The organism is Vreelandella olivaria (genome assembly GCF_023507745.1).
GTDB classification, from domain to species: Bacteria; Pseudomonadota; Gammaproteobacteria; order Pseudomonadales; family Halomonadaceae; genus Vreelandella; species Vreelandella olivaria_A.
In genome coordinates this window covers 80235-104131 of sequence record NZ_JALPZO010000164.1, presented here as the reverse complement: position 1 = coordinate 104131, position 23897 = coordinate 80235, and the positions used below count along the sequence as shown (strand labels likewise).

At 55.7% G+C, this 23897-nt stretch carries 18 protein-coding genes; 5 read left to right on the top strand and 13 right to left on the bottom strand.

The annotated features are described in order from the left end of the window. Positions 1-53 precede the first annotated feature (53 nt). Both fabB and fabA read right to left on the bottom strand, forming a co-directional pair. Entirely contained in the window at positions 54-1271 is a 1218-nt protein-coding gene (fabB, locus tag HP566_RS19630; protein ID WP_249978982.1) for a beta-ketoacyl-ACP synthase I, read from the bottom strand. Between the two features lie 12 nt (positions 1272-1283). Beyond that, positions 1284-1799 carry a 3-hydroxyacyl-[acyl-carrier-protein] dehydratase FabA gene (fabA, locus tag HP566_RS19625; RefSeq protein WP_249978981.1) on the bottom strand — a complete coding sequence of 172 codons (516 nt, stop codon included), beginning with the start codon at positions 1797-1799 and terminating at the stop codon, positions 1284-1286. Positions 1800-2141: 342 nt separating this feature from the next. Between fabA and HP566_RS19620 the strand changes: the two genes are divergently transcribed. Then, positions 2142-3980, top strand: coding sequence for a putative bifunctional diguanylate cyclase/phosphodiesterase (locus HP566_RS19620; RefSeq protein WP_249978980.1), 1839 nt, complete (start codon positions 2142-2144; stop codon positions 3978-3980). Between the two features lie 101 nt (positions 3981-4081). Here HP566_RS19620 and phrB read toward each other — a convergent pair whose 3' ends face one another. Together phrB and HP566_RS19610 are read right to left on the bottom strand one after the other, a co-directional pair. Next, the gene (phrB, locus tag HP566_RS19615) at positions 4082-5494 is read right to left on the bottom strand and encodes a deoxyribodipyrimidine photo-lyase (RefSeq protein ID WP_249978979.1); all 1413 of its coding nucleotides are present in this window, start codon (positions 5492-5494) and stop codon (positions 4082-4084) included. Positions 5495-5572: 78 nt separating this feature from the next. Next, positions 5573-6493 carry a MerR family transcriptional regulator gene (locus tag HP566_RS19610; protein WP_249978978.1) on the bottom strand — a complete coding sequence of 307 codons (921 nt, stop codon included), beginning with the start codon at positions 6491-6493 and terminating at the stop codon, positions 5573-5575. A gap of 608 nt (positions 6494-7101) precedes the next feature. On the opposite strand from HP566_RS19610, the gene HP566_RS19605 reads away from it, so the two are divergent. Beyond that, a complete protein-coding gene (locus HP566_RS19605; protein WP_249978977.1) occupies positions 7102-8004 on the top strand; it encodes a TIGR01777 family oxidoreductase in 903 nt (300 codons plus the stop codon). A gap of 11 nt (positions 8005-8015) precedes the next feature. On the opposite strand, the gene rapA is transcribed toward HP566_RS19605, so the two are convergent. After that, complete coding sequence (rapA, locus tag HP566_RS19600; protein ID WP_249978976.1) at positions 8016-10961, bottom strand: RNA polymerase-associated protein RapA; 2946 nt, start codon at positions 10959-10961, stop codon at positions 8016-8018. 112 nt (positions 10962-11073) lie between these two features. Next, on the bottom strand, positions 11074-11877 hold the full coding sequence (locus HP566_RS19595) for a TlpA family protein disulfide reductase (protein ID WP_249978975.1): 804 nt from the start codon (positions 11875-11877) through the stop codon (positions 11074-11076). Between the two features lie 66 nt (positions 11878-11943). Between HP566_RS19595 and HP566_RS19590 the strand changes: the two genes are divergently transcribed. The 3 genes from HP566_RS19590 to HP566_RS19580 all read left to right on the top strand — a co-directional run bounded on the left by HP566_RS19590 (position 11944) and on the right by HP566_RS19580 (position 15055). Then, a complete protein-coding gene (locus HP566_RS19590; protein ID WP_249978974.1) occupies positions 11944-12180 on the top strand; it encodes a hypothetical protein in 237 nt (78 codons plus the stop codon). After that, positions 12173-13726: a phospholipase D family protein gene (locus HP566_RS19585; RefSeq protein WP_249978973.1), complete on the top strand. Its 1554-nt coding sequence runs from the start codon at positions 12173-12175 to the stop codon at positions 13724-13726. Before HP566_RS19590 ends, HP566_RS19585 begins: the two co-directional genes overlap by 8 nt. Positions 13727-13846: 120 nt before the next feature. Next, complete coding sequence (locus HP566_RS19580; RefSeq protein WP_249978972.1) at positions 13847-15055, top strand: ABC transporter substrate-binding protein; 1209 nt, start codon at positions 13847-13849, stop codon at positions 15053-15055. Between the two features lie 93 nt (positions 15056-15148). Here the strand turns inward: HP566_RS19580 and HP566_RS19575 are convergent, their stop codons facing one another. The 7 genes from HP566_RS19575 to HP566_RS19545 form a co-directional block, all read right to left on the bottom strand. Further along, a complete protein-coding gene (locus tag HP566_RS19575) occupies positions 15149-16474 on the bottom strand; it encodes a branched-chain amino acid ABC transporter permease (protein ID WP_249978971.1) in 1326 nt (441 codons plus the stop codon). Further along, positions 16474-17478: a branched-chain amino acid ABC transporter permease gene (locus tag HP566_RS19570; RefSeq protein ID WP_249978970.1), complete on the bottom strand. Its 1005-nt coding sequence runs from the start codon at positions 17476-17478 to the stop codon at positions 16474-16476. Before HP566_RS19570 ends, HP566_RS19575 begins: the two co-directional genes overlap by 1 nt. Positions 17479-17493: 15 nt before the next feature. After that, positions 17494-18216, bottom strand: coding sequence for an ABC transporter ATP-binding protein (locus HP566_RS19565; RefSeq protein ID WP_249978969.1), 723 nt, complete (start codon positions 18214-18216; stop codon positions 17494-17496). 71 nt (positions 18217-18287) lie between these two features. Next, positions 18288-19058: an ABC transporter ATP-binding protein gene (locus tag HP566_RS19560; RefSeq protein ID WP_249978968.1), complete on the bottom strand. Its 771-nt coding sequence runs from the start codon at positions 19056-19058 to the stop codon at positions 18288-18290. 51 nt (positions 19059-19109) lie between these two features. After that, positions 19110-20546, bottom strand: coding sequence for a sodium-dependent transporter (locus HP566_RS19555; RefSeq protein WP_249978967.1), 1437 nt, complete (start codon positions 20544-20546; stop codon positions 19110-19112). Between the two features lie 265 nt (positions 20547-20811). Continuing rightward, positions 20812-22653, bottom strand: coding sequence for a translational GTPase TypA (gene typA, locus HP566_RS19550; protein ID WP_249978966.1), 1842 nt, complete (start codon positions 22651-22653; stop codon positions 20812-20814). 215 nt (positions 22654-22868) lie between these two features. Next, entirely contained in the window at positions 22869-23840 is a 972-nt protein-coding gene (locus HP566_RS19545; protein WP_249978965.1) for a tripartite tricarboxylate transporter substrate binding protein, read from the bottom strand. Positions 23841-23897: the final 57 nt, after the last annotated feature.

Sequence of the window (23897 nt, the reverse complement as noted above, 5' to 3'; positions counted from 1 at the left end):
ACATAAAAACAGCGCCAGATGGCGCTGTTTTTAGTCATGCTGGCGGCAGGCGTTTAGCTGTTGAAACGCTGGAACACCAGGCAGGCATTGGTGCCACCAAAGCCGAAGCTATTGGAGAGTATCCGCTCAAGAGTGACATCATGACGGCACGTGGTAACGATGTCGAAGCCATCTGCCTGCTCATCCAAATGGTCAATATTAGCGGAAGCTGCGACAAAGTTGTGTGTCATCATCAGTAGCGAATAAATCGCCTCCTGAACCCCCGTCGCCCCCAGTGAGTGCCCGGTGAGTGACTTGGTCGAACTCATGGCGGGGGTTGAGTTACCAAACACCTCACGAATTGCTTTGAGTTCAGCCACATCACCAACGGGGGTAGAGGTGCCATGGGTATTGATGTAGTCAATATCCCCTGACACAGTCGCCAACGCTTGATGCATACAGCGCTTCGCGCCTTCACCAGACGGCGCAACCATATCGTGGCCGTCAGAGGTGGCACCGTAGCCCACCAGTTCACCATAGATCCTGGCGCCACGGGCCTTGGCGTGCTCCAGTTCCTCTAGCACCAACATGCCACCGCCACCCGCAATAACGAAACCATCCCGGGCCTGATCGTAAGGCCTGGACGCTTTGTCTGGTGTTTCATTGTAATGGGTTGAGAGGGCACCCATGGCATCAAACAGGCAGGAAAGTGTCCAATGTTCTTCCTCGCCACCTCCGGCGAACACGACATCCTGCTTGCCGAGCTGGATTTGCTCCATAGCGCTACCGATACAGTGGGCAGACGTCGCACAAGCGGACGAGATAGAGTAATTGACACCCTTGATTTTAAATGGCGTCGCCAGGCAAGCGGAGACCGTGCTGCCCATGGTGCGCGTTACGCGGTAGGGGCCAACGCGGCGTAAGCCTTTTTCACGCATAACGTCTGCGGCCTCCACCTGGTTGGCGCTTGATGCGCCGCCAGACCCCGCGATAAGGCCAGTACGTTCATTGGAGACTTGTTCGGGGGAAAGCCCCGCATCTTCGATCGCTTGGGCCATGGAGATGTAAGCATAAGCAGCGGCGTCGCCCATAAAGCGGCGCAGTTTGCGGTCTATCAGTGCATCAAGGTCGATATCAACGCTACCCGCCACGTGGCTACGGAAACCACGCTCAGCGTACTCTTCCTTAAAACGAATACCGCTACGCCCGCTTTTGAGCGCATCCAGGACCTGAGTCTGGTCGTTGCCTAAGCAAGATACGATACCAAGGCCGGTGACTACCACTCGTCGCATGGGAGCCTCCTGTTAGAAATTCGCAGTGGAGGTGAATAGGCCGACGCGCAGGTCATTAGCCTGATAGATGTCGCGTCCATCGACGGACACTGTGCCGTCGGCTAAGCCTAGGATAAGCCGACGGGTAATGACACGCTTTATATTAATGCGATACGTGACTTTTTTAGCGTCGGGCATAATCTGGCCGCTGAATTTCACTTCGCCGCAGCCAAGGGCGCGCCCGCGTCCAGGATGGCCAAGCCAGCCCAGGTAGAAGCCTACCAGCTGCCACATGGCATCGAGACCTAAACAGCCGGGCATCACGGGATCACCAGGGAAGTGGCAATCAAAGAACCACAGGTCAGGGGTGATATCCAGCTCGGCGATCAGTTCGCCCTTGCTATGCTCCCCACCTTCTTCGTGAATGTGCGTGATGCGATCAAGCATCAGCATGTTAGGAGCCGGAAGCTGTGCATTTCCGGGGCCAAATAGCTCGCCGCGCGAGCAGGCCAGCAGTTCTTCGCGATCAAAGGAATGTTGCTTGGTCACTGAGTCGTTCCGAGTATCAAGATGGTTGTTGGCCGCGTGCGGCACCAAAAGCCGAGGCATAGCACCGGAGCATAGCGCCGAGGCACGGCCCGCAAGGCCAAGCCTAGTCTACTTCCCGAAACCTCTGAATGCACGTTGTTGACCACTTATCGTGTATTTCTACAGCTTTTTAACTAGATGCCGATAACGCGTGTTAAGGCATTGCGATGCTATGAGTAGCGAATTTGCACAATAAACGCCTTATTGACGTAATATGTAGGGTGCAAGTATTTAAAGCGGCATGGTGCGTATGTCTGCTACGCATTTCCTACCAAGTTCATTTATAGGACACAATAGATTTCCATGTGGCTGCCTGTTTCTCTTAATCGCCCGCTGGTCTGGATGGCGCTGATGGCGCTTCCTGCCTGTGTTTGGATATCCGATGCTGCACTGCGAATGGTGGCCGCCAGCATAGTGGCGTTTGGTTTATGGGATGCGTGGAACCAGGTGCGCCAGCAGCGCTTACGCCTGCGTCTTTCCCAGGATGCGATAGGGCTTGCAGGTGATGCCATGGTGATTAGCGATGTGCATAATCGCATCCTGGCTGTCAACCCTGCGTTTACGGAGATTACCGGCTATGACAGCCAGGAGGTGATTGGCCGCAAGCTGGAAACGCTGGCGGCTCCGCGCCACGATAAAACATTTTATCAAACTTTCTGGAGTACGCTGAAAGCGACTGGCCGCTGGGAAGGTGAGATGTGGAATCGTCGTAAACATGGCGATGAATATCCTGAGTGGCTTAAAGTGCGGGCAATCACCGATCAGCGTGGCAAAATCACCCATTTTATCAGCCTGTTTACCGATATCTCGGCGCAAAAAGCCCGCGAGCGTGACCTGCGCCGCATTGGTTATGAAGACCCTCTGACTGGTCTGCCAAATCGGCGCCGGTTGCATGACCTGATGTCGTCACGGCTGCGTCATCTGCGTGCGGGTGAAAGTCTGGATATGGCGTTAATTGATATCGATGGCCTGAAATCGGTAAACGATAGCCTGGGGGTTGAACAGGGGGATCGGTTGCTGGCGCGCTTCGCTCAACGCCTGGCAGGCTATATGGCGGGTAGCGTTGTAGGGCGTTTAGGGGGGGATGAGTTTATTGTGATTCGCACCACCACCTTTAATGATCATGATAAGTGGGTAGCTACCCTGCGCGATCATATGTGCCGACCGTTTGAAATTCATGATCAGTCATTGCGCCTGGGGTTGACGATTGGCAGCTGCCGGGCGCCAGAAGATGGGCGCGATTCAGGTGTGCTCTTTCAGCGTTTGGAGTCCGCGATGTATAGCGCCAAGCGGTTAGGGCGCAATCATAGCCAACGTTTCCGACCCGCGCTTGATAAGCAGGATAACCCACAGCTTGCCCTGGTAAGTGATCTTCGTGCGGCGCTGATTTCAGGTGACCAGTTGGAACTCCACTATCAAACCCAGCACCATCCCGGCAGCGGTGCATTGATGGGTATGGAAGCGCTGTTGCGCTGGCGCCATCCCCAGAACGGCATGATTTCTCCTGGGGATTTTATCCCCTTGGCAGAGCGGCACGGCCTGATGGCAGAACTGGGCAGCTGGGTGATCGAAAAAGCCTGTGCACAGCAGGCCCACTGGCAGAACAGTGGCATGCCGAAAGTCATCGTCTGGATTAATATCTCAGCACTCCAGCTTTTCCAGGGAGATTTGGAAGCCCAGCTAGCCACCTGCCTGGAGCGCTACCGGCTACGGCCCGCGCAGATTGGTCTGGAACTGACCGAGTCAGTGTTGCTGGATGAGCGGGCAGGGGATATGGGGCCACGGTTGCAGGTTCTGCGTGATTTGGGTTACACCGTTGCCATTGATGATTTTGGTACCGGCTACTCATCGTTGGGCTATTTAAAGCGTTTACCGGTAGATAAAATTAAGCTGGACCGGGCGTTTATTCGCGAGTTGCCCCATGACAAGGCTGATGCTGCCATTGTAACCGCTGTACTTGCCATGGCAGCAGGCATGGGCCTTGAGGTGGTGGCTGAAGGTGTCGAAACCCAGGAACAGTGCCAGTTTCTGATTAATGCGGGCTGTACGCTAGTACAAGGCTACTACTTCGCAAGGCCACTTCCCGCCGACGAGTTGGAGCAGCTTTGGGCACCACTGCCATTAGCCGAAGGCGCCAGCTGACGGGAAGTATATTCATAATAAGAGTTGTGTAGCCGCTCAAGGCCCCGCAAGAACAGCCCAAATAGCTGCTTGGGTTGGGGTTCGTAGGCTGTTTTACAAAACTAGTTGCTGAGTGCTTGAAAAGCATCTAAAGCGCGCTGGCGGGCAGCTTTGTGGTCAACGATAGGTGCTGGGTAATCAAGTTGAGTCAGCATGTCCTGAGGCGGCGCGTGGCGGGCTTTTGCCGGTAGGCTGTTAAGCTCAGGAAGCCAGTGGGCGATAAATTCACCCTCAGGGTCAAAGCGTGTTGACTGGGTGGTCGGGTTAAAAATACGAAAGTAGGGGGCGGCGTCGGTGCCGGTTGAGGCGGCCCACTGCCAGCCGCCGTTATTGGCGCAAAACTCGCCGTCTATCAGATGGCGCATGAAAAAGGCTTCGCCACGCCGCCAGTCGATGAGTAAGTGCTTGCTTAGAAACATCGCTGTCACCATGCGCAGGCGGTTATGCATCCAGCCAGTATTGACCAGTTGGTGCATTGCGGCGTCCACCAATGGATAGCCGGTGCGCCCTTCGCACCATGCCTGAAAGCCCTCATCATCGTTACGCCATTTAAGCTGCCTGGTATGCTCCTGAAAAGGCTGGTGGCGGCACACCTGGGGGAAACCTACCGCCACGTGCTGGTAAAACTCTCGCCAAATCAGCTCATTTACCCAGGCGGATAGGCCGGCATCGCCATCGGCCAGATGACCTCCGTTTTCACTTATCACGGCCTGTAGGCACTGACGAAAAGAGATCATTCCCATGGCTAGATAAGGGGAGAGCTCACTGGTGCCGCACACATTAGGGAAGTTACGCTGGTCTTGATAGTGTCGCCCGCGAAAGCGCAGGAAACGTTCGAGTCGGTCACTGGCAGCATCCTCACCCGCAGGCCACAGCCGTTCGTCAACCGGCGTGCCTTCCAGCGCTGGTAATGCGGGTAACGTGTCACTCTTGATAGCGAGTGGTGACTGCACCTCAGGTGTATCGCGCAGCGCCAACTGCCCCTGGGTGATCTGCTTGTGCCAGGCGTTGGAAAACGGTGTAAACACACCGTAATAATCGCCTTTGCCGGTTAATAGTGTGCCGGGAGGAAAGGCGATGGCATCGTGGTGGCTTTGGGCAGCAATGCCATGGTGCTTGAAGGCAGCCAACACTGCCTGATCACGGCGGCGCTCGTTCAGTGGGTACTCCACGTTGAAGTGCAGTTGTTCAATCTGATGCGCACGGGCGATATCGAGCAGCACGTTGGGGACTTCGTTATAGGATGCGATATCACGCAGCAACAAGGGGATATTGAGACCGTTGAGCGAGGTTTTGATGGCCGTCACGCCGCGGTTCCAGAAGTCGATTTTGTTGGCGCCGTGGCCATGGGATTGCCACTGCTGAACGCTGCGTAAAAAAACCGCCACCACGGGGCCTTTGGCAGCCGCCGCCGCGAGGGCTGAATTGTCATGAATACGCAAATCACTGCGCAACCATACGAGCTGTAAGTTCATTGCGCCTCCTGCACCGTGCTAAAAAATTGACCGCTGCCCCAATGGGTAAGCGGCCATATTCACTGCTGCTATCCTATACTACAGAATGCCCGATTCTCGTAGCAGCGGGCGTAGCCGGGCAATTGCCTGGGGGAGGTCATCTCCCAGCATATGGACAGGGCTGTCGCGCAATTCGCTCTCTCTGAGCCGCGCCACTTCACCGCATACACCAATGGGCACGTTTAGAGATTGCGCCGCCTGGGGGAGCGCCTGGCGAATATAGTGATCACTTTCCCGCTGTCCGCTGGAAAGCAGCACCATGGAAGAGTGCAGCCGTGCTACGGCCTGGGGGAGGTTGGAGAGTGCCAGGGCATGGTCAAACAGTTGAACCCGATAGCCTTGCTCGCTGGCCATTAGCGCGGCCATCAATACCCACAAAGGGCCAGGGTCGTCAGGCATGGCACTAAGTAAAATCAGCGGGCCCCGCGTGGTTTGGTTGGCATAGTGCAGACGAATACCAACCTGGCTGCGCAAAAAAGCTTCAAAGGTACGGCGAACAAGGTCATCAGGTTGAATGGCCCACTTCGCTTCCAGCGTTAGAATAATTGGCTGCCATAGTTCGTTTATGGCCACGCTAAGTGGGTAAAGCGCCAGACTCTGATGGTAAAGCGTTTCAAGCCTGGGCAGATCAACCCCTTCAATCGTGGCCTGCAACTGCTGGCGCTGGCTGGCCCAGTCCCCTGCAACCGGGGCAGGTGTTTCGATGGTTTCAGGCTGGTCCAGTAAATCAGCTACCTGACTAACGGGCACACCCCGGTTTAGCCACTGCAGAATGCGCTCTATACGCGTGATATCGTCTTGTGCATATAGCCGGTGGCCTTTCGGTGTGCGTTGTGGACGAATTAAACCGTAGCGTCGCTCCCAAGCGCGCAGGGTGACCGAGTTCACACCCGTTAGCCGGGAAACTTCCCGAATCGGATAGAGTGGGGTGTCGGGTGGGTGGGTCGCCTTGTTGCTCATGGGCGCCATTGCCTCTTGGTTGCCTGCTGCTGAATGCTGCAGGGGTCTGTCAGTAGATGCCGTGGCTAAGTGATTACGCCAAAAGAGCGTTGTGCCACATAATCGAATGAATAGTTGCACGCTATTATAGTCACCTTTGTACAACTTATGGCTGTTAGGTACAACCTTCGCGGTGTTCTGCAGCAATGGCTATGGGGCATGTGCTAATAAACCGACCGGCCTAATAGTACTGTTTCTCTGCTTATTTTCTGAACATGGAGCCCTTTCCACATAGTGACTGTCAATGCGCTCTTGCCGTACACCAGCCCCTTGTTGTTGTACAAGTATGACGGCGGCGCAGATTCACAGATATGGATACTCACTATGCGGTTGTCAGTCGTTTTCCACCAGCGCACCTGGTCAGCTCTGCTGCATCGAGTATGTTTGCAGATGATATTGGTGGTAAGGACAGCAGTTATCCGGTGATATCCTCAACGCGTTGTACCAACGGGGTAATGTTCATCCTGTCGTTGGTTGTCGCACAGCCGTATAAATTTCGTACAATTAAGTTGGCACGCAACTGCTAAGCTAATCGTCAGCGATGATTGTTAAACCACAGGAGCGACACGATGCGGGTATTAATCACCGGAGGTAGTGGCTTTGTAGGCCAGCGTCTCTGTCAGCAACTGGTAGCGCAAGGGCACGACGTTCAAGTGGTTTCCCGAACGCCTCATAAGGTGCGTGATCGGCTTCCTGAAGTGTGCGACATTCGCGAAAGTGCCCAGGCGTTTATTGATACTCCACCAGATGCGCTGGTGAATCTGGCCGGAGAATCGATTGCTGCCAAGCGTTGGTCCGATAACCAAAAGAAACGGCTGCTGAACTCGAGGGTGGAAAGCACCGCACAATTGGTGGCGTTATGCGAGCAATTAAACGCTAACAGCCAGCCGTTACCCCAGGTGATGGTGAGCGGTTCTGCCATGGGGTATTACGGCGATCAAGGCGATAAGGTGGTAGATGAAACCACCACGCCCACTGATGAGTTTGCCCATCGGCTATGTGCGCAGTGGGAAGCAGCCGCCAGGCCGGTTGAGGCATTAGGCATCCGGTTGGCGATTATCCGGATTGGCCTGGTGTTAGCAGCGGGAGGTGGGTCTCTGCAGAAAATGCTGCCGCCATTTAAGCTAGGGCTTGGTGGGCGTTTTGGTGATGGCAGGCAGTTTATGCCTTGGGTTCACCGTGATGACCTGGTGGCGGTAATTATTCTGCTATTAAACGAACCGTCGCTTTCCGGGGTATTTAACGCCAGTGCACCGCACCCCGTCACTAACGCTGAATTTAGCCAAACGCTGGCTCGCAAACTTAATCGGCCAGCGATACTTCCCGTACCCGCCTTCGTATTGAAGGCGGGCTTGGGGGAAATGTCGCAACTGCTGCTTAGCGGAGCGGATATGCGTCCTGCCCGTCTGCTGAAGGCCGGGTTTACTTTCCAATACCCGACACTCGATAAGGCGCTGGAAGCGATCCTCTAGCTTCCACAGGTTCAGGCGTTGGGGTCGACGGTAATAATTACCCGCACGGAGTCCAGCCTGAGGCGGGTATTTTCAATGGCATCGCTTAGTGCCTGACGCTCCTTTTTCAGGGCATCCAGCTCGTCATGGCGTACTGATGGGTTGTGCTCCGCGAGCGCGGTCAGCCGGGCAAGCTCGGCATCCAACTGTGCCCGCATACGAGTTTCAGCCGCCTCCACAATGCTCGGTAGTTCACGCTCTGCTTCGCTTTCACCCTGGGAGAGCAGGTCGCGTAACTGGTCGTGGCGGCTTTTGAGCAAATCCCGCGCCAGTGACTTATTAACCTTCTGCAGATTTTTGCCCAAACCCGTGAAGGATATTTTGCTGGTCAGGTTGGCGCCTGATTCATCCAGCAATACACGGACTGCTGTTGGCGGGAGAAAGCGGTTAAGGTGTAGCGATTTAGGCGCCGGGCAGTGGGTGCGGAACACCAGCTCCGTCATCAAACGGCCGCTGGGAATAGCCGGATGGCGCAGCAGGGCCAGTGCGGTGTTGCCCATGGTGCCGTCTAAAATACGCCCCATCATTTCCCGTAGCAGGGGGTGCTCCCAGGAGAGCCGCTGTACATCATCCCTTGCCAGGGCCTTGGCGCGGCTGTAGGTCGCTGAGAAACCCTCTTCTCCTTTAACCAGCCCTGGCAGGCCATCCAACATATGCTGGCTGGGCTGTAGGTGGAGTAGGCCATTGCCAATCTCCTGGCTGTCCACACCAAAAATATCCAGGGCACGCTCCACAAACCTCGGGAGTGCTGGGTCTTCGTCAAGCTCTCGCACCGCTTCGATAACCTGCCGGGCGCGATCTGGACGGCAGGCATTAAGTTCCAGCAGACGGTTGCGGCCAGCATTCCGTTCCGCCAGCTTGGCGCTAAACATTTCCCGGGTCTCGTCGATAATTTCATTGAGCATCTCATCGTCAAGCAGCGCATCGGCCAGGGCATCGCCAAAGGCATCAAAGAGGTCGCTGCCAATGCCGTGGGGGGCACTGAAGGCGTCCATACCCTCATGATACCAGCGCAGCAGCCGCTCGCCGGGGCTGCCCGTAAAGGTGGGGACATGCAGCTCTATGGCGTGGCGTTGCCCAATGCGGTCCAGGCGGCCAATGCGCTGCTCCAATTGATCCGGGTGCTGGGGCATATCAAACATCACCAGATGGCGGCAGAACTGAAAGTTGCGCCCTTCCGAGCCAATTTCTGAACATACCAGCACCTGGCAGCCATCCTCTTCGTCGGCAAATGCCGCCGCTGCACGGTCGCGTTCCACTAGCGACAGCCCTTCATGGAAAACGGGTGCATGGTAGCCGCCCAGTACCCTCAATCCTTCAGCAAGACCTTCAGCAGTTTCCCGGTGGTGGGCGATGACGAGTACTTTGTCGTTGGCAAAGCCACCCTCGCTATCATCGCTAAGCTTCTCCAGCAGCCAGTTAACCCGTGGGTCAATATGCCACCAGGACTCGGTATTAAGCGGGTCGTTGCTAAGCTCCCGGTACATGGCGTCCGGGTAGATCAGCACATCTGGATGGTCCATGCCGGTTTCGATCAGCAGCTCATCAAGATAGTCGTCATCGCGCTCTAAGCGGCGCAGTATCCGGCGGTAAGCGGAAGGTAGCTCAAGCGCCGCAAGGTGCAGACGGCGCTCGGGGAATCCTCCAACATGGCGGCGGCTGTTGCGGAACATCACCCGCCCTGTACCGTGGCGATCAAGCAGCGCATCGCGCAGCTGGCTGCGGGCGGCATCCTGCTGGGCGCTGCTGGCTTCGGGGTTACATAGGGTGCCCAACAGTGCTTGGCTATCGCGGTCATCGGCAACGCGCTCCACACGCTCACGGGAGGCCGCCGTGCCCGGTAGCTCATCCAGGGCGTCGATGGCGTTGGCAACGGCGCTGTAGTGGCGCTCTTCATCTTTAAAACGCTCTATATCGTGATAGCGTTCTGCATCCAGCAGGCGCAGGCGGGCAAAGTGGCTCTCAATGCCCATTTGCTCCGGTGTTGCCGTTAGCAGCAGCAGGCCAGGTATGACAGCAGCGAGCTGCTCAACACACTGATAGCCTGGGCCACTGCCTTCGGAGCGCCAGTCCAGGTGGTGGGCCTCATCAACAATAAGCAGGTCGAAGCGGCTGGCCAGTGCCTGCTCCTGGCGGTGAGCATTGGCAAATAGCCAGCCTTGGCTGGCCAGTACCAACTGTGCGCTTTCGAATGGATTAGCGCTGCCGTGAGCCTGGCTCTGGTGCTCATCAAGCAGGCTGACGTTAAGCGAGAAGCGGCGTAGCAGCTCTACCAGCCACTGGTGGGTCAGACTGTCCGGTACGAGGATCAGCGCCCGTTCCACCCGGCCTGCCAGCAGCAAGCGGTGCAGAATCAGGCCGGCCTCGATGGTTTTACCCAGCCCCACTTCGTCCGCCAGCAGAACACGGGGGGCGTGGCGGTTGGCCACCTCGTTGGCAATATAGAGCTGATGGGGAATCAGGTCGATACGCGGGCCAGCAAAGCCCAGGGCACTGTGCTGTTCAATTCGCTGGTAGTGGTGCAGGGTACGAAAACGCAGATCAAACCAGTCGTTGCGATCCACCTGGCCGGTTAATAGCCGGTCACGGGCCTGATCGAACTGCATGGTATCGGCCAGTTTCGACTCCGGCAGCTCACGCAGGTTGCCTTCGCTGTCTTCGCCGATATAGGTAATCAGGCCGTGAGCTGTTTTGCTGTCATCAACCATCATCTGCCAACCATCGGCGGATAGCACGCGGTCTCCGCTGCCGAACATGACGCGGGTTAACGGAGCCTGGCGTGTGTTGTAGGTACGGGTTTCCTGACTGGCACTGAACAAAATGGTAACGCTACGGGCGTCGCAGTTAAGCACGGTGCCGAGTCCAAGCTCAGCCTCGCCGTCGCTAATCCAGCGCTGGCCGGGGGAAAAATCGCTCATGATGCCTCAAGGATGTCTGCAAAACGGGTTGTTCGCCACCGGGCAGGTATCCGGTGGCAACAGGGCGGGGGATTCTAACGCAAAGCAGCGGGGGGATTAAGATCTATCGTGGTCAATCTGCCAACCAACGGTCCAGATGGGCACGGGTTAGCTCACCCACATGCACATCCAGTGTATTCCCCTGGCGATCAAACAGCACGGTGGTAGGTAAGCCGGGAGTTTTAAGCTGGACCATTAATGTTTGCTGGGGGTCGCGTAGCGCGTAGCGAAAATCCAGCGACTGTTCATCCAGGTAACGCACGATAGGCAGCAGATCCTCTCCCTGGTTGGCGATCACCACGCTGACGCCGTCGCGCTGGGCAGCTGCTTCGAGCAGCGGCATTTCCCGCAGGCAGGGTGGGCACCACGTGGCCCATAAATTGACAATAATCAGGTCGCCGCTGTGGGCGAGCGACGGCAGATGCACATCGTTACCGTCAATATCCTCCAGGGTGACATCGGGCAGTGCATCAATGGCAAAGTTATTACCCCAGGGAGCCAGAGTGATCATGACCAGCCAGAGGCTGGAAGCGCCTATCAGCATGGCCATGGCGCCGATCATTGACAGCAGCCGTTCGCGCAGCGCCCAGGCACTCCAGATCAAGCCTGCCAGCAGGCCACCCAGGCCATGGTAGCCGGGCTGCCACAGTTTGATGATATCCAGTGGCGCGGCGCTGTAACTCTCAAGGTTAAGAGCCACATGGGCGGCTCTTGCGCCCACCAGCCAGAAAATCAGTAGGCCGTTAATCCAGCGGCTGTGTTGACGGGAAGACAGCCCCAGTAAATAGCGGCTGGCGAGCAACAGCAACAGTGCACAGCCAAAGGCGTATAACCGGGGCAGCGAAATTAACAGTGGGCCGAGAGCAATCGCGTTCATCGTCTTCCCGTTAAGCAGGTACACTGGTAGACCATATCATGTGCGCTGGAAATTACGGAGATGTCTATGCTTCAACCTGCCTTCGATATGCTGCGTGCGCTGGCCATTGGGTCCCAGGCGCTAGGCTTGGTGCTTATCATTACCCTGGAAACCGTGCTAGGCGATGCCGCCCGCCCATGGCAGGGGGTGGTGTTGGCCGCGATGATTTCAACGGCGCTTACTATTGCACTGTTGAGGCTTTATCGCCGAAACCGTCTGCGCAAGCAGCAGGCACAGCGTTCTGCCGAGCACGAGGATGTCTGATGTTCAACGGGGTGTTTATTGGCTGTTGGCAGTGCTCTTCTGCAGTCTGCTGGTGGGTTGCAGTCAGGCGGTTGTGCGCGAACATCATGTGGCCCTTGGACTGGTGGAAGCGCGGAACACGTGGCTAGGTAACCAAGTGTCGCTGGCGTTAGCCGAACAAACAGACCCGGATGGGTTTGCGCTGTTGGCAAACGGTCAAGAAGCCTTCGCTGTACGGGTAGGGTTGATTCGTCAGGCTCAGCGTGAACTGGATATACAGACTTACCTGCTAGGGGATGGCCAGACCACGCGGCTGGTTTTTGCACAGTTGATTGAGGCCGCCGAGCAGGGGGTACGCGTAAGGCTGTTAGTGGATGATATCGGCGCTGTGGGGCAGGGGGCGCGCCTGGCTGCCCTGGCCAGTCATCCCGACATCCATGTGCGGGTTTATAATCCACTGCCGGTGGGGCGGGGGCACCTTGTGACCCGTGTTCTGGCATCGGTGGTCAACCCCTCCCAGCAACACCGGCGTATGCATAACAAACTTTGGGTTGCCGATAACAGCGTTGCTATTGTGGGTGGCCGTAACCTGGGCGATGAGTATTTCGATGCCAATGACGCTCGCAACTTTGCCGATCTTGATTTAGTTACCATTGGTGAGGTGGTACCAGCGCTGTCGAGCAGTTTTGACCTGTATTGGAATCATGGCCTGGCCCAACCCATCGAGCGCTACCATCAGGTAGCGGCTAATGCCTGGCAAGGGCTAAAAGCAGACTTGGATACCTGGCTGGATGACAACGCCGACTCAAGCTATTTCACTGGGCTGCGCCGCCAGCCCCGACAGACACCACCCTGGGAAACCCTGCACTGGGGAGAGGGTCTGGCACTATGGGATGCGCCGGGCAAGGTGGCTTACCCCGGCACACCCGATTGGCAGGCCACATTACTGGGTGATTTAACGGCGGCCACGGTGCTGAATGAACGACTGGTGCTGATTTCGGCTTACTTTGTGCCTACCAAACGCGGCGTTGAGCGTCTGGTGCAATTGGCCAACCAGGGTGTTGAGGTCGATATTATTACTAACTCGCTGGAGTCGACCGATGCTGCCGTGGTGCATGGAGCCTATGCGCCCTGGCGGCAAACATTGTTGGAAAATGGTGTCACCCTCTATGAATTGCGCCCTGAGCAGGAGGGAGCGTCATCGGCTGGCAGCGAAGAGATGCGGGTGCCCGGTGCATCGGCATCGGCGCTGCATATCAAAGCCATCAGTTTTGACGACCAGTTGTTTGTTGGCTCGTTTAACGTTGATCCACGCTCTATTTTCTGGAATACCGAGATTGGTGTGCTGGTACGCAGCGAGTCACTGATGGCGGCATTTGACGAGTTGGTGGAGGTGGGCCAGGAGCCCTCTATCAGTTATCAGGTGGTGCTGGGGGAGCGGGGTGAACTGAACTGGCAGTTTGAGCAGAACGGTCAGCCAGAAATACTCACCGACGAACCTGGAGGCCTGTGGCGACACTTCAACGCATGGTTGAGCCATACCCTGAGGCTTGAGCGGTGGCTGTAGGTAAAACGTCATGTGAGCGTTAGAAAGCGGTGCTTGTTTTTTTGGCGTTACGGTTCCAGATTAAGAAGAGTCCCGCGCTGGACAGTCGGGGCACTTATCAAACTGGGAGCGACAAATAATATGATTAATAAGCGCGTATTAGCCACCGCCGTTGCGGCCTCTTCACTCGCCTTGGCGGGTATGGCCCAGGCGGAGGTCAAAGTTGGCTTCTTGGGCGGCTTTACGGGGGGAATTGAGAGCCTGACACCGCCGATTTTTGAGGGCGCTCAGTTAGCAGTTGCACAAGTTAATGAGCAGGGCGGTATTTTAGGCGGGCAGACACTGGTAATGCCATCCGGGGACACCACCTGTTCGGATGCTTCAGCAGCCTCCAACGCGGCAGACCGCATGGTGAACTCTGAGCAGGTCACCGCCATTGTAGGTGCTCTGTGTACGGGGGCGACCATTGCCGCCGCCAATAATGCGGCGATTCCAGGGGGCGTGGTGATGGTCTCTCCGGCCTCTACCGCGCCTGCCGTTTCTGAGTTAGATGATAACGATCTTGTTTTCCGCACGGTTCCTTCGGATGCCTTCCAGGGTGAAATGCTCGCCAAGCTGCTGCTCGATAAAGGTATCGATTACGTCGCTGTCACCTATGTGAACAACGACTATGGTCGCGGGCTGTCAGACGCGTTTAGCACTGCCTTCGAAGCCGGTGGTGGTGACGTGGCGGAAAGCCTTGCTCACGAGGATAATCGCGCGGATTACCGCTCAGAGCTGGGGTCACTCTCTGCCAGTGGCGCCGATACCCTGGTAGTGCTGGCTTACGCTGACACCTCCGGCCAAACGGTGCTGCGCCAAGCCTATGAAAGTGGCATGTTTACCCAGTACGTGGGTGCCGACGGTATGGTGGGTGACAGCCTTATCCAGGCCATTGGTGCGGATGTGCTGGACGGTATGATTGCGACCCGCCCTGGTAGCCCTGATCTTCCCGGTACAGAGATTTTCAACGAGGCCGCTGAAGCAGCAGGCATAGACCCAAGCGCTGTCTTTGCAGCTCAGGCGTATGATGCTGCCTTCCTGCTGGCGCTGGCCATTGAGCAGAACGGTAGTGCTGATCGTGAAGGGCTTTCTGAAGCACTGCGTAGCGTTTCCAGCGCTCCAGGTGAAGTTATCCTGCCGGGTGAGTGGGAAAAAGCCGTAGAGTTGATCACAGCGGGTACCGAGATTAATTACGAAGGCGCCTCCGGTTCTCATGAGTTTGATGAGAACGGCGATGTACCCGGCGTGGTCGTGGAGATGGTGGTTGAAAATGGCACCTTTACCAGCAAAGGTCTGGTAGACCTGTAAGCGCGCACCGCTGCAGCAACGCATAGTCAGCGCTTAGTCTCAGAAACAGCCAAGTGCCCCGGTTCAAGCCGGGGCGCTTGTTATGGCGTTTATTTAGCCGTGGGTTTTGATCTTCTCTGGCAGTAGCCCTTTTGGCGCAAAGCGTAGTACCAGCGTGATAAGCAGCCCAATCACAAACACCCTTGCCTGCAGGGCGCGGCTCTCCAGGTTGCGTGGCGGCTCCCAGCCGAACCAGCCTTCCCCAATAAAGACTGCCAGTTGCATAAGGGCCAGTGCCAGTGGTTCCGACATAATCCAGATAATATAAACCGCCACAGCACCAAAAATTGTGCCGAGGTTATTGCCGGGGCCACCCAGGATGACCATCACCAGTACCAGAAAGGTGTGGTTGAGCGGTAGATAACCCTGGGGGTCAAACAGACTGTTAAACGTGGCCAGCATACCGCCGCCCAGGCCCATTAAGATGCAGCCCAGCACAAAGATTTCCAAACGGCGCTTATTGATATCCTTGCCCATTGCCGCAGAGGAGACTTCATTATCGCGAATAGCGCGTACCATACGCCCCCAAGGGGCATGGTACGCGCGGTGAAGCAGGAAGAAGATCACCGCGATAACCACCGCTGTGACGGAAAGGTAGAGCGCCCGGGCGAGGGTAAAGCCTAGCTCAGCCGGGCCGGGTGTGGGCCATGGCAAAGGGGATACGGTAGCAGTTCCACGGGTTAGCCAGTCCGAATTTTTCAAAAATGCCTTAATGATTTCTGCGATACCCAGCGTGGCAATGGCGAGATAGTCACTGCGCAGCCCCAGGCAGACGTGGCCAATAAAGTAGCCAACGCCGCCGGCCAGCGCACCGCCGACGATCCAGCCTGTCCATGCAGGCAGGCCGAAGCCACCTACAAAGCCCGCTTGGGACTGAATCTGGCCGGTCACATCGCGCAGCAGGCTAATCACTACCAGGTAAAGCACCACGGCCAGCACGACCGCGATAATGGTGCGTAGCTTGTTGGGAACACCAAACCGGTTAAGTTTGGTTACACCCACCACGATGAGGGTTGCCACGACACCGTAAAGCAACACGCGTCCAAGCTCACCGGGTAGCTCAGTACCCCAGAAAGCGTCGTTGACCGGCACACTGAACAGCATGGCACAGAAACCACCCAGGGCCACGAAGCCCATTACACCGGCATTGAACTGCCCGGCATAGCCCCACTGGATCGTTAGCCCCAGGGCAAGGATGGCGTAACAGGCGGCTTCCACCAGCATGCGCGTGCTGTAGGCGGCACCCATAAGGGCATAGACCGCCAGCACAGCGATTAACAGAGCACCGAATAGCACCAGTTCGCGCAGTGGGAACCGGCGCTGAGGGGTGGCATCTTTGGGCGTATAAGCTGGATTGCGTGTTCTTGTCGACTGGCTCATCAGATCACCTTGCCCTTAAACAGTCCGGTGGGGCGCCACACCAGGATGGCCACCAGGATAAAGAACGGCACCACAATCTTGTACTCTGTGCTCACAAAGGCGAGATTGGAAGGGAGTTCCAGCCAGGTAGGCAGGCTGTCGCGGAAGGGGCGCAACAGCACATGCCAGTTAAAGACGGCCAGTGTTTCGGCAAAGCCCACCACAAACCCTCCGGCAATGGCCCCGTATGGATGTCCAACCCCGCCCACAATGGCGGCAGCGAAGATAGGCAACAGCAGGAAGAAGCTGAGGTCGGGCTTGAAGGTTACATCCAGGGAGAGCAGTGTGCCTGCAATAGCGGCCAGACCACCGGCGATGACCCAGGTAACGGCCACAATGGTATTGGTATTAATGCCGGAGGCCTGGGCAAGCTCCGGGTTGTCGGACATTGCCCGCATGGCCTTGCCTAACCGCGAGCGGTTAAGGAACAGGTGCAACGCCACCACAGCGACCAGCGTGATCACAAACAGGTAGATCTGCGGCTCGGTGATAACGATGGGTGCCCGAACGCCTTCAATGGGTAGCGCAATGCGGAAAATTTCCTTACGGTCGTCCACATACAGGCTTTGCCCACCGGTACCCGAAAATAACCGGATAAGACCTTGAAGCATCAGTGTCACGCCTAGCGAGCCGATCACCATCACGATCGGTTTTACTCCATGGAAACGCAGTGGCTTGTAAAATGCTTTATCAATGCCCACCGCCAGTGCGGCAGTCAGCAGCATGGCCAGCGGCAACATCACCAGCGCCGTGGGAACACCAATGCTGGCGCCTGCGGCAGGGAAAAGCGTGGTAAGCAGCAGCACCATAAAGGCGCCAAACGTCATCATGTCAGCATGGGCAAAGTGGGCAAAGCGCATAATACTGAAAATCAGTGTGACGCCAATAGCGCCTATGGCATAAATGGAGCCGGTCACGCTGCCCGCAATCACCACATTATTGATAAAAAAGACCAGTTCGTTCACGCGTTTCTCCCCGGGCTAGCCGCCCAAAAAGCTTTTGGCGACGTCAGGGTCGGCAAGCAGTGCAGCCCCTGTGTCCGTAAAGCGGTTCTGGCCCGCCGCTAGCACAAAGCCTTTATCGGCAATGGCCAAGGCCTGCTTGGCGTTCTGTTCCACCATTAAAATACCGACACCAGCCGCGTTAATTTTTTTAACCCGATCGAAAATCTCATTCATATAGAGTGGCGACAGGCCTGCCGTTGGTTCGTCAAGCAGCAGCAGGCTGGGTTCCGCCATCAGCGCACGGCCCATCGCAACCATTTGGCGCTGGCCGCCGGAAAGCTCACCTGCTGGCTGGTGGCGCTTTTCCACCAGCGGCGGGAAAAAGTCGTACACCTGCTCCAGCATGCGCTTAACATTCTGGGGCTTGAGGTAGGCCCCCATCTCCAGGTTTTCCTTAACTGTTAAGCTGGGGAAGACGTTTTTCTCTTGAGGGACAAAGCCCATGCCCCGCTGGACCAACTGGTTGGGGGGCAGGTTATGAATGGGCTGACCGTTCAGCAGTATCTCGCCCTGATTAACGTTCAGCAGACCAAACACGGCTTTGAGCATAGTGGACTTACCCGCGCCATTGGGGCCTACAATCACCCCCACTTCGTCGGCATACAGGGCCATATTGACCCCGTTCAGGATATTCATACTGCCATAACCGCCGTGCACATCGCGTGCATCAAGCAGTGGCTGTGTTTCAGTTGATGACATAAAAGCGTCTCAGCAGTGTCGCCCAGGATGGAGGGTGACCGTGTTGCTTTGGTTATTTAGTAACGTCGTCGTCAGGCAGCATCAGTGCCGAAGTAGGCCTCAATCACTGCCGGGTTGTTTTGTATCTCTTCGATATGCCCTTCCACCATTACGCTGCCCTGGGCAAGTACGATTACCGGATCACATAGGCGGGCGATCATGTCCATATCATGCTCAATCACCAGGAAGGTGTAGCCCATTTCACGGTTAAGGCGCTCAATGTTGCCCATGAGGTCACCGAGCAGGGTGCGGTTCACACCTGCGGCAATTTCGTCCAACAGCACCACCTTGGCATCGGTCATCATGGTACGGCCAAGTTCCAGGAGCTTTTTCTGCCCACCGGATAGGTTTCCCGCCAGCTCATTACGCACATGGTGTAAGCCGACAAACTCGATGACCTCCAAAGCGCGGCGCCGTACGTCATCTTCCTGGCTGCGCACCAGTGAAGGCTTGAACCAGGTGTTGAAAAGGCTTTCTCCAGCCTGGTTGGGTGGCACCATCATCAAGTTTTCCAGGGCACTCATCTGGCTGAATTCGTGAGCAATTTGAAAGGTGCGTAATAAACCTTTGTGAAAGCGCTGATCGGCACTCAGCGAGGTAATATCCTCGCCATCCAACAGTATGCGGCCACTATCGGGGGTAAGTGCACCGGCAATCAGATTAAACAGAGTGGATTTCCCTGCCCCATTGGGGCCAATCATGCCGGTAATCGAGCCTTTTGCTACCCGAATCGAGCAGTCGTTGATCACGTGCAGCCCGCCAAACGCTTTGTTTACTTGTTGTACCTCGATAAGGGGTTTCATCGTATCCTCGCCGCAGGTGATGTTGCTGTCGCCTGTGTAGTCAGTGTTACTTTAAGAAGCGGATACGCGCATCCGTTGGCTTAAGGCAAACGCCCCTACAATAAACAGGGCGCCGAGTGTGGGAATAACGTAGCCATCTACCTGTGGGATAGTGCGCAAAAAAACGAACGATACTGCGGCAGGACCTACAAAGCGCACCAGAAAACGCCATGTCTTAAACCAGGTTTTATTGGTACCCAGTTCTTTCATGACCTCGCTTTGTGTCAGTGCCCAACCGGCAAAGAGTGCTATGAGCAGGCCTCCCAGTGGCATAAAAATATTGGTCAATAATTCGATAAAGTCGAAGGCGCTGCGCCCGAACAGGGTATGGAAAATAGTGCCTTCCGCCCATACGTTAAAGCTCACTACGGTCAGCAACCCCATGGCCCAGGCAGCCACGACCATAATGGTAACGGCCTGGGGGCGGGTCATATCAAAGCGCTCAACCAAAAAGGCTGCCACGGGCTCAATCAGTGAGATGGATGAGCTAATGGCAGCACCTAGCACCAGAATAAAGAATACCCCGCCCACCAGGGCGCCAAACGGCATTTCTGCAAAGGCCAGTGGCAATGTCACAAACATCAGTCCTGGCCCCTGGCCGGTCTCAAGTCCTGCGCCAAATACCAACGAGAAAATCGCCAGGCCTGCTACCATCGCCACGGCGGTATCCACAAATGCCACTGCAATAGCGGTACGGGTGAGCGATGCTTCGCTTGGCATATAGGCGCCGTAGGCCATGATGGCCCCCATCCCCAGGCTTAATGTGAAGAAGGATTGGCCCATCGCCTGTAGCCAGCCTTCCAGGCTGAGGTCACCGATATTGAAGGTAAACAGGAAGTTTGCTGCTGCTCCTACATCGCCGTTAATGATGCCGTAGATAAGCACCACCATGAGGATGATAAACAGCGCCGGCATCATGATGCGCAGGCCCGACTCAATGCCCTTGTGGATGCCCATGCCCACAATGAGTGCAGATGCAGCAATAAACAGTGTGTGATAAAACGTCATCAAACTAGGTGATGCCAGAAGCGTATCAAAACCGTCACTAATGGTTTGTGCATCCGCCCCTACCAGAGAACCCGTCAGCATTAACCAGGTGTAGTGCAGAGCCCAGCCGGCAATGACCGAATAGAAGCTTAAAATTAGAAATGCCGAAACAGCCCCTAACCAGCCAATTGATTCCCAGGCGCGGGAGGTCTTGTGGGTTTTGGTGAGATGCCGCATACCCATAATCGGACTCTGGCGGCTGGTGCGACCCAGCAGGGTTTCGGCAATTAGAATGGGAATGCCCACCGCAAAAATCGTTAACGCATAGATCAGAATAAAGGCGCCGCCACCGTTTTCACCGGTAAGGTAAGGGAAGCGCCAGAGATTGCCTAAACCGACGGCGGAGCCAACCGCCGCCAACAAAAAGGTACCTTTGTGAGTCCAGACGTTATGACCGCTCATGTGCAGGAGTGTCCATGTGCTGGTGGTCGGACGGGGGTAAGTATCCAAACACCTGTATAAATTGTAGCGTGTAGTAGGTTTAGTGATCGTGCTGAGATTAGCGTTACTGTGCGATAGAACATGCAAGCTTTCCAGCCTGCTAGCGTTTAGGCTGCGTTAACCGGGATGCTTGGCGATTGGAGCATAGCAACGTACACGCTCATGCGGGTGATAAAATAATGCTACTGGAAAGAAAAAAGCCCGCTTGCTAGCGGGCTTTATCGGCTTACTTCTTGCTGGAACGCTTACGCTCGTTTTCTTTGAGCAGCTTTTTACGCAGGCGGATAAAGCTCGGCGTTACCTCCACCAGCTCATCTGAATCCAGGAATTCGATGGCCTGCTCCAACGTAAACTTGACGGGCGGCGTCAGTACGATGTTTTCATCATTGCCTGAGGCTCGCATGTTATCCAGCTTTTTGCCTTTGGTTGGGTTAACCACCAAATCGTTGGCGCGGCTATGGATACCCACCAGCATGCCTTCGTAAACTTCTGTGCCGTGATCAATAATCAGTTTGCCACGCTCTTGCAGGGTATACAGGGCGTAGGCCAGTGCTTTGCCGTCAACCATTGAAACCATGACACCATTACGGCGCTCAATGGCAGCCTCGGGTTTCAGCGGGCCGTAGTGATCAAAACGGCTGGTGAGAATGCCGGTACCTGAGGTTAGGGTCAGGAACTGGCCGCGGAAGCCAATCAGACCGCGGGCAGGGATGATGAAGTCCAAGCGAACGCGGCCCTTACCGTCCGGGTTCATATTGGTCAACTCGCCCTTACGGTAGCCAAGCTCTTCCATGATAGAGCCCTGGTGCTGCTCTTCACAGTCGATAATGACCTCTTCGTAAGGCTCCTGCTTAACACCATCAATCTCTTTGATGATGACTTCCGGACGCCCAACCGCCAGCTCAAAACCTTCGCGACGCATGGTTTCGATCAAGACCGACAGATGCAGCTCACCACGGCCGGAAACTTTGAATTTCTCCGGTGTTTCGCCCTGTTCAACACGCAGCGCAACGTTGTGGATCAGTTCCTGGTCCAGGCGGTCTTTGATGTTACGGCTGGTTACGAACTTGCCGTCTTTACCGGCGAACGGCGAGTCGTTGACCTGGAACGTCATTGAAACGGTGGGTTCATCAACAGACAGCGGTGGCAGCGCTTCAACCGCGCTTGGGTCGCATAGCGTGTCGGAAATAGACAGCTCTTCAATGCCGGTGATACAGACGATATCGCCCGCCGTGGCTTCGGTGGTTTGTACCCGCTCAAGACCCATGTGGGTCATGACCTGACCGATCTTGCCTTTGCGGACTTTGCCGTCAACGCCAATGATCGAGATCTGCTGGTTGGGTTTCACCGAACCGCGCTTAATACGGCCAAGGCCGATAACGCCTACATAGCTGTTGTAATCCAGGGCGGAAATTTGCATCTGGAAAGGGCCATCAACCTCGACTTTCGGCGGCTCAACGATATCCACAATCGCCTGGAACATCGGATCCATATTCTCTGCCAGCTCTTCCGGGTCCATGCCAGCAATGCCGTTCAGTGCCGAACAGTAGATAATCGGGAAGTCGAGCTGTTCGTCGGTTGCGCCCAGGTTGTCAAATAGATCAAAAATCTGATCAATCACCCAGTCAGGACGTGCGCCGGGGCGGTCAATTTTATTGACAACCACGATCGGCTTGAGTCCTTGAGAGAACGCTTTCTGGGTCACGAAGCGGGTTTGCGGCATGGGACCATCAACGGCGTCTACCAGCAGTAGTACCGAATCCACCATAGACATAACCCGTTCGACTTCGCCACCAAAATCGGCGTGCCCAGGGGTATCCACAATGTTGATGTGGTAATCCTTACCACTGCCATCCTGCCACTGAATAGCGGTGTTTTTGGCCAGAATGGTGATGCCGCGCTCTTTCTCCTGATCGTTGGAGTCCATAACGCGCTCTTGGCCTTCAGCCTTGCGGTCAAGCGTGCCGGATTGGCTTAACAGCTTGTCTACCAAGGTGGTTTTGCCATGGTCAACGTGGGCAATAATGGCAATGTTGCGAAGATTATCAATTGACGGGGTGGTGCTCATAGGAGAACTCTATCGATTAGAATGGCACCTATGGATACAATTTTGAAGAGTCCCTAGGCGCGGTTAGGGAAAATGGGCGAGCATTGTACCCACTATGCTGCTGGCGGGATAGCTTCTTTGTAAGTTCGAAATCGGGTTAGCGCTTGTAATAGCGATAACGCCCTCTAAATAGGCTATTTGAGGGCGTTAAAGCAACGTTTATTTAGCTGTGCGGGTTAGTCATCTGAAGGTACACCACCCATTCGATCAAGCAGTTCACGGTAGTTTTCAGACTGTGCGTAGAGCATTTCTGTGGCTTCTTCTTCGCCGCGGAAGTGCACTGGCATCAAAATTCTCTCTTCGGTGATTTCGATAAAACGCTCATCCTGCGTTGCCGCTTCAAGCGCTTCAGCCAGCCGCTCTACGTTACTATCCGGTGTGTTTTTGGGGACGACCACGACACGAAAGTCTGAAGTATCAATATCATAGCCAGCTTCCATAACGGTAGGAGCATCGGGGTAAGCGAATAAGCGTTCACCATCCATGCTCAGCAGGACAGGCATTTCTCCGCTATCTGCGTAGCCAGAGTGAGTGCCGCCACTGTAGGCAAAATCAACGTCACCGGAGAGAATCAGTGGTGCCATACCACCACCGCCAGCGGTCGGTACGATGCGCAGATCAAGCCCTTCCTGTTCCATGATGTACTCGATAACCAGTCGATCCAGGGCATGTTGAGTGGCGTAGCTGGTTCCAGGATTTTCTTTGGCGTACTCGATCAAGTCTTCCCAGCTATCGCCAAACGGACGGTCTTTGCCGGTTACCAGGGCGTGTTGCACGGTGGTAATGCTGGCAACGTAGCGGAAGTCATCCAACGTAAAGCTCGTATCGTGGGCGTGTGGGGCAAACGTCAGTGTGCCGTTAGTGCCTGCATAAACAAACGTATGGCCTTCATCCTGATTATGCATCAGACGCGTTAGCGAGACGGCGCCCCCGGCGCCTGGCTGATTGACAACGTTGACAGGCTGGCCAAGGTTTTCTGACAAGACATTGGCCAGTACCCGTGCCTGAATATCGGTGCTGCCGCCGGCTCCAAACCCGACAATCAGCGTTAGCGGGCCAGAAGGAAAGTTATCGTCCGCCTGGGCGGAAAGACTCACCGTAAATGCCAGAGTGGCCGCAGCGGTAGCAAGTGTTTTTCTATTTAGCATTATGCATTTCCCCGTTATTAGTAAATAAAAGCAATGGCATAGCCAAGTGTTTATTAG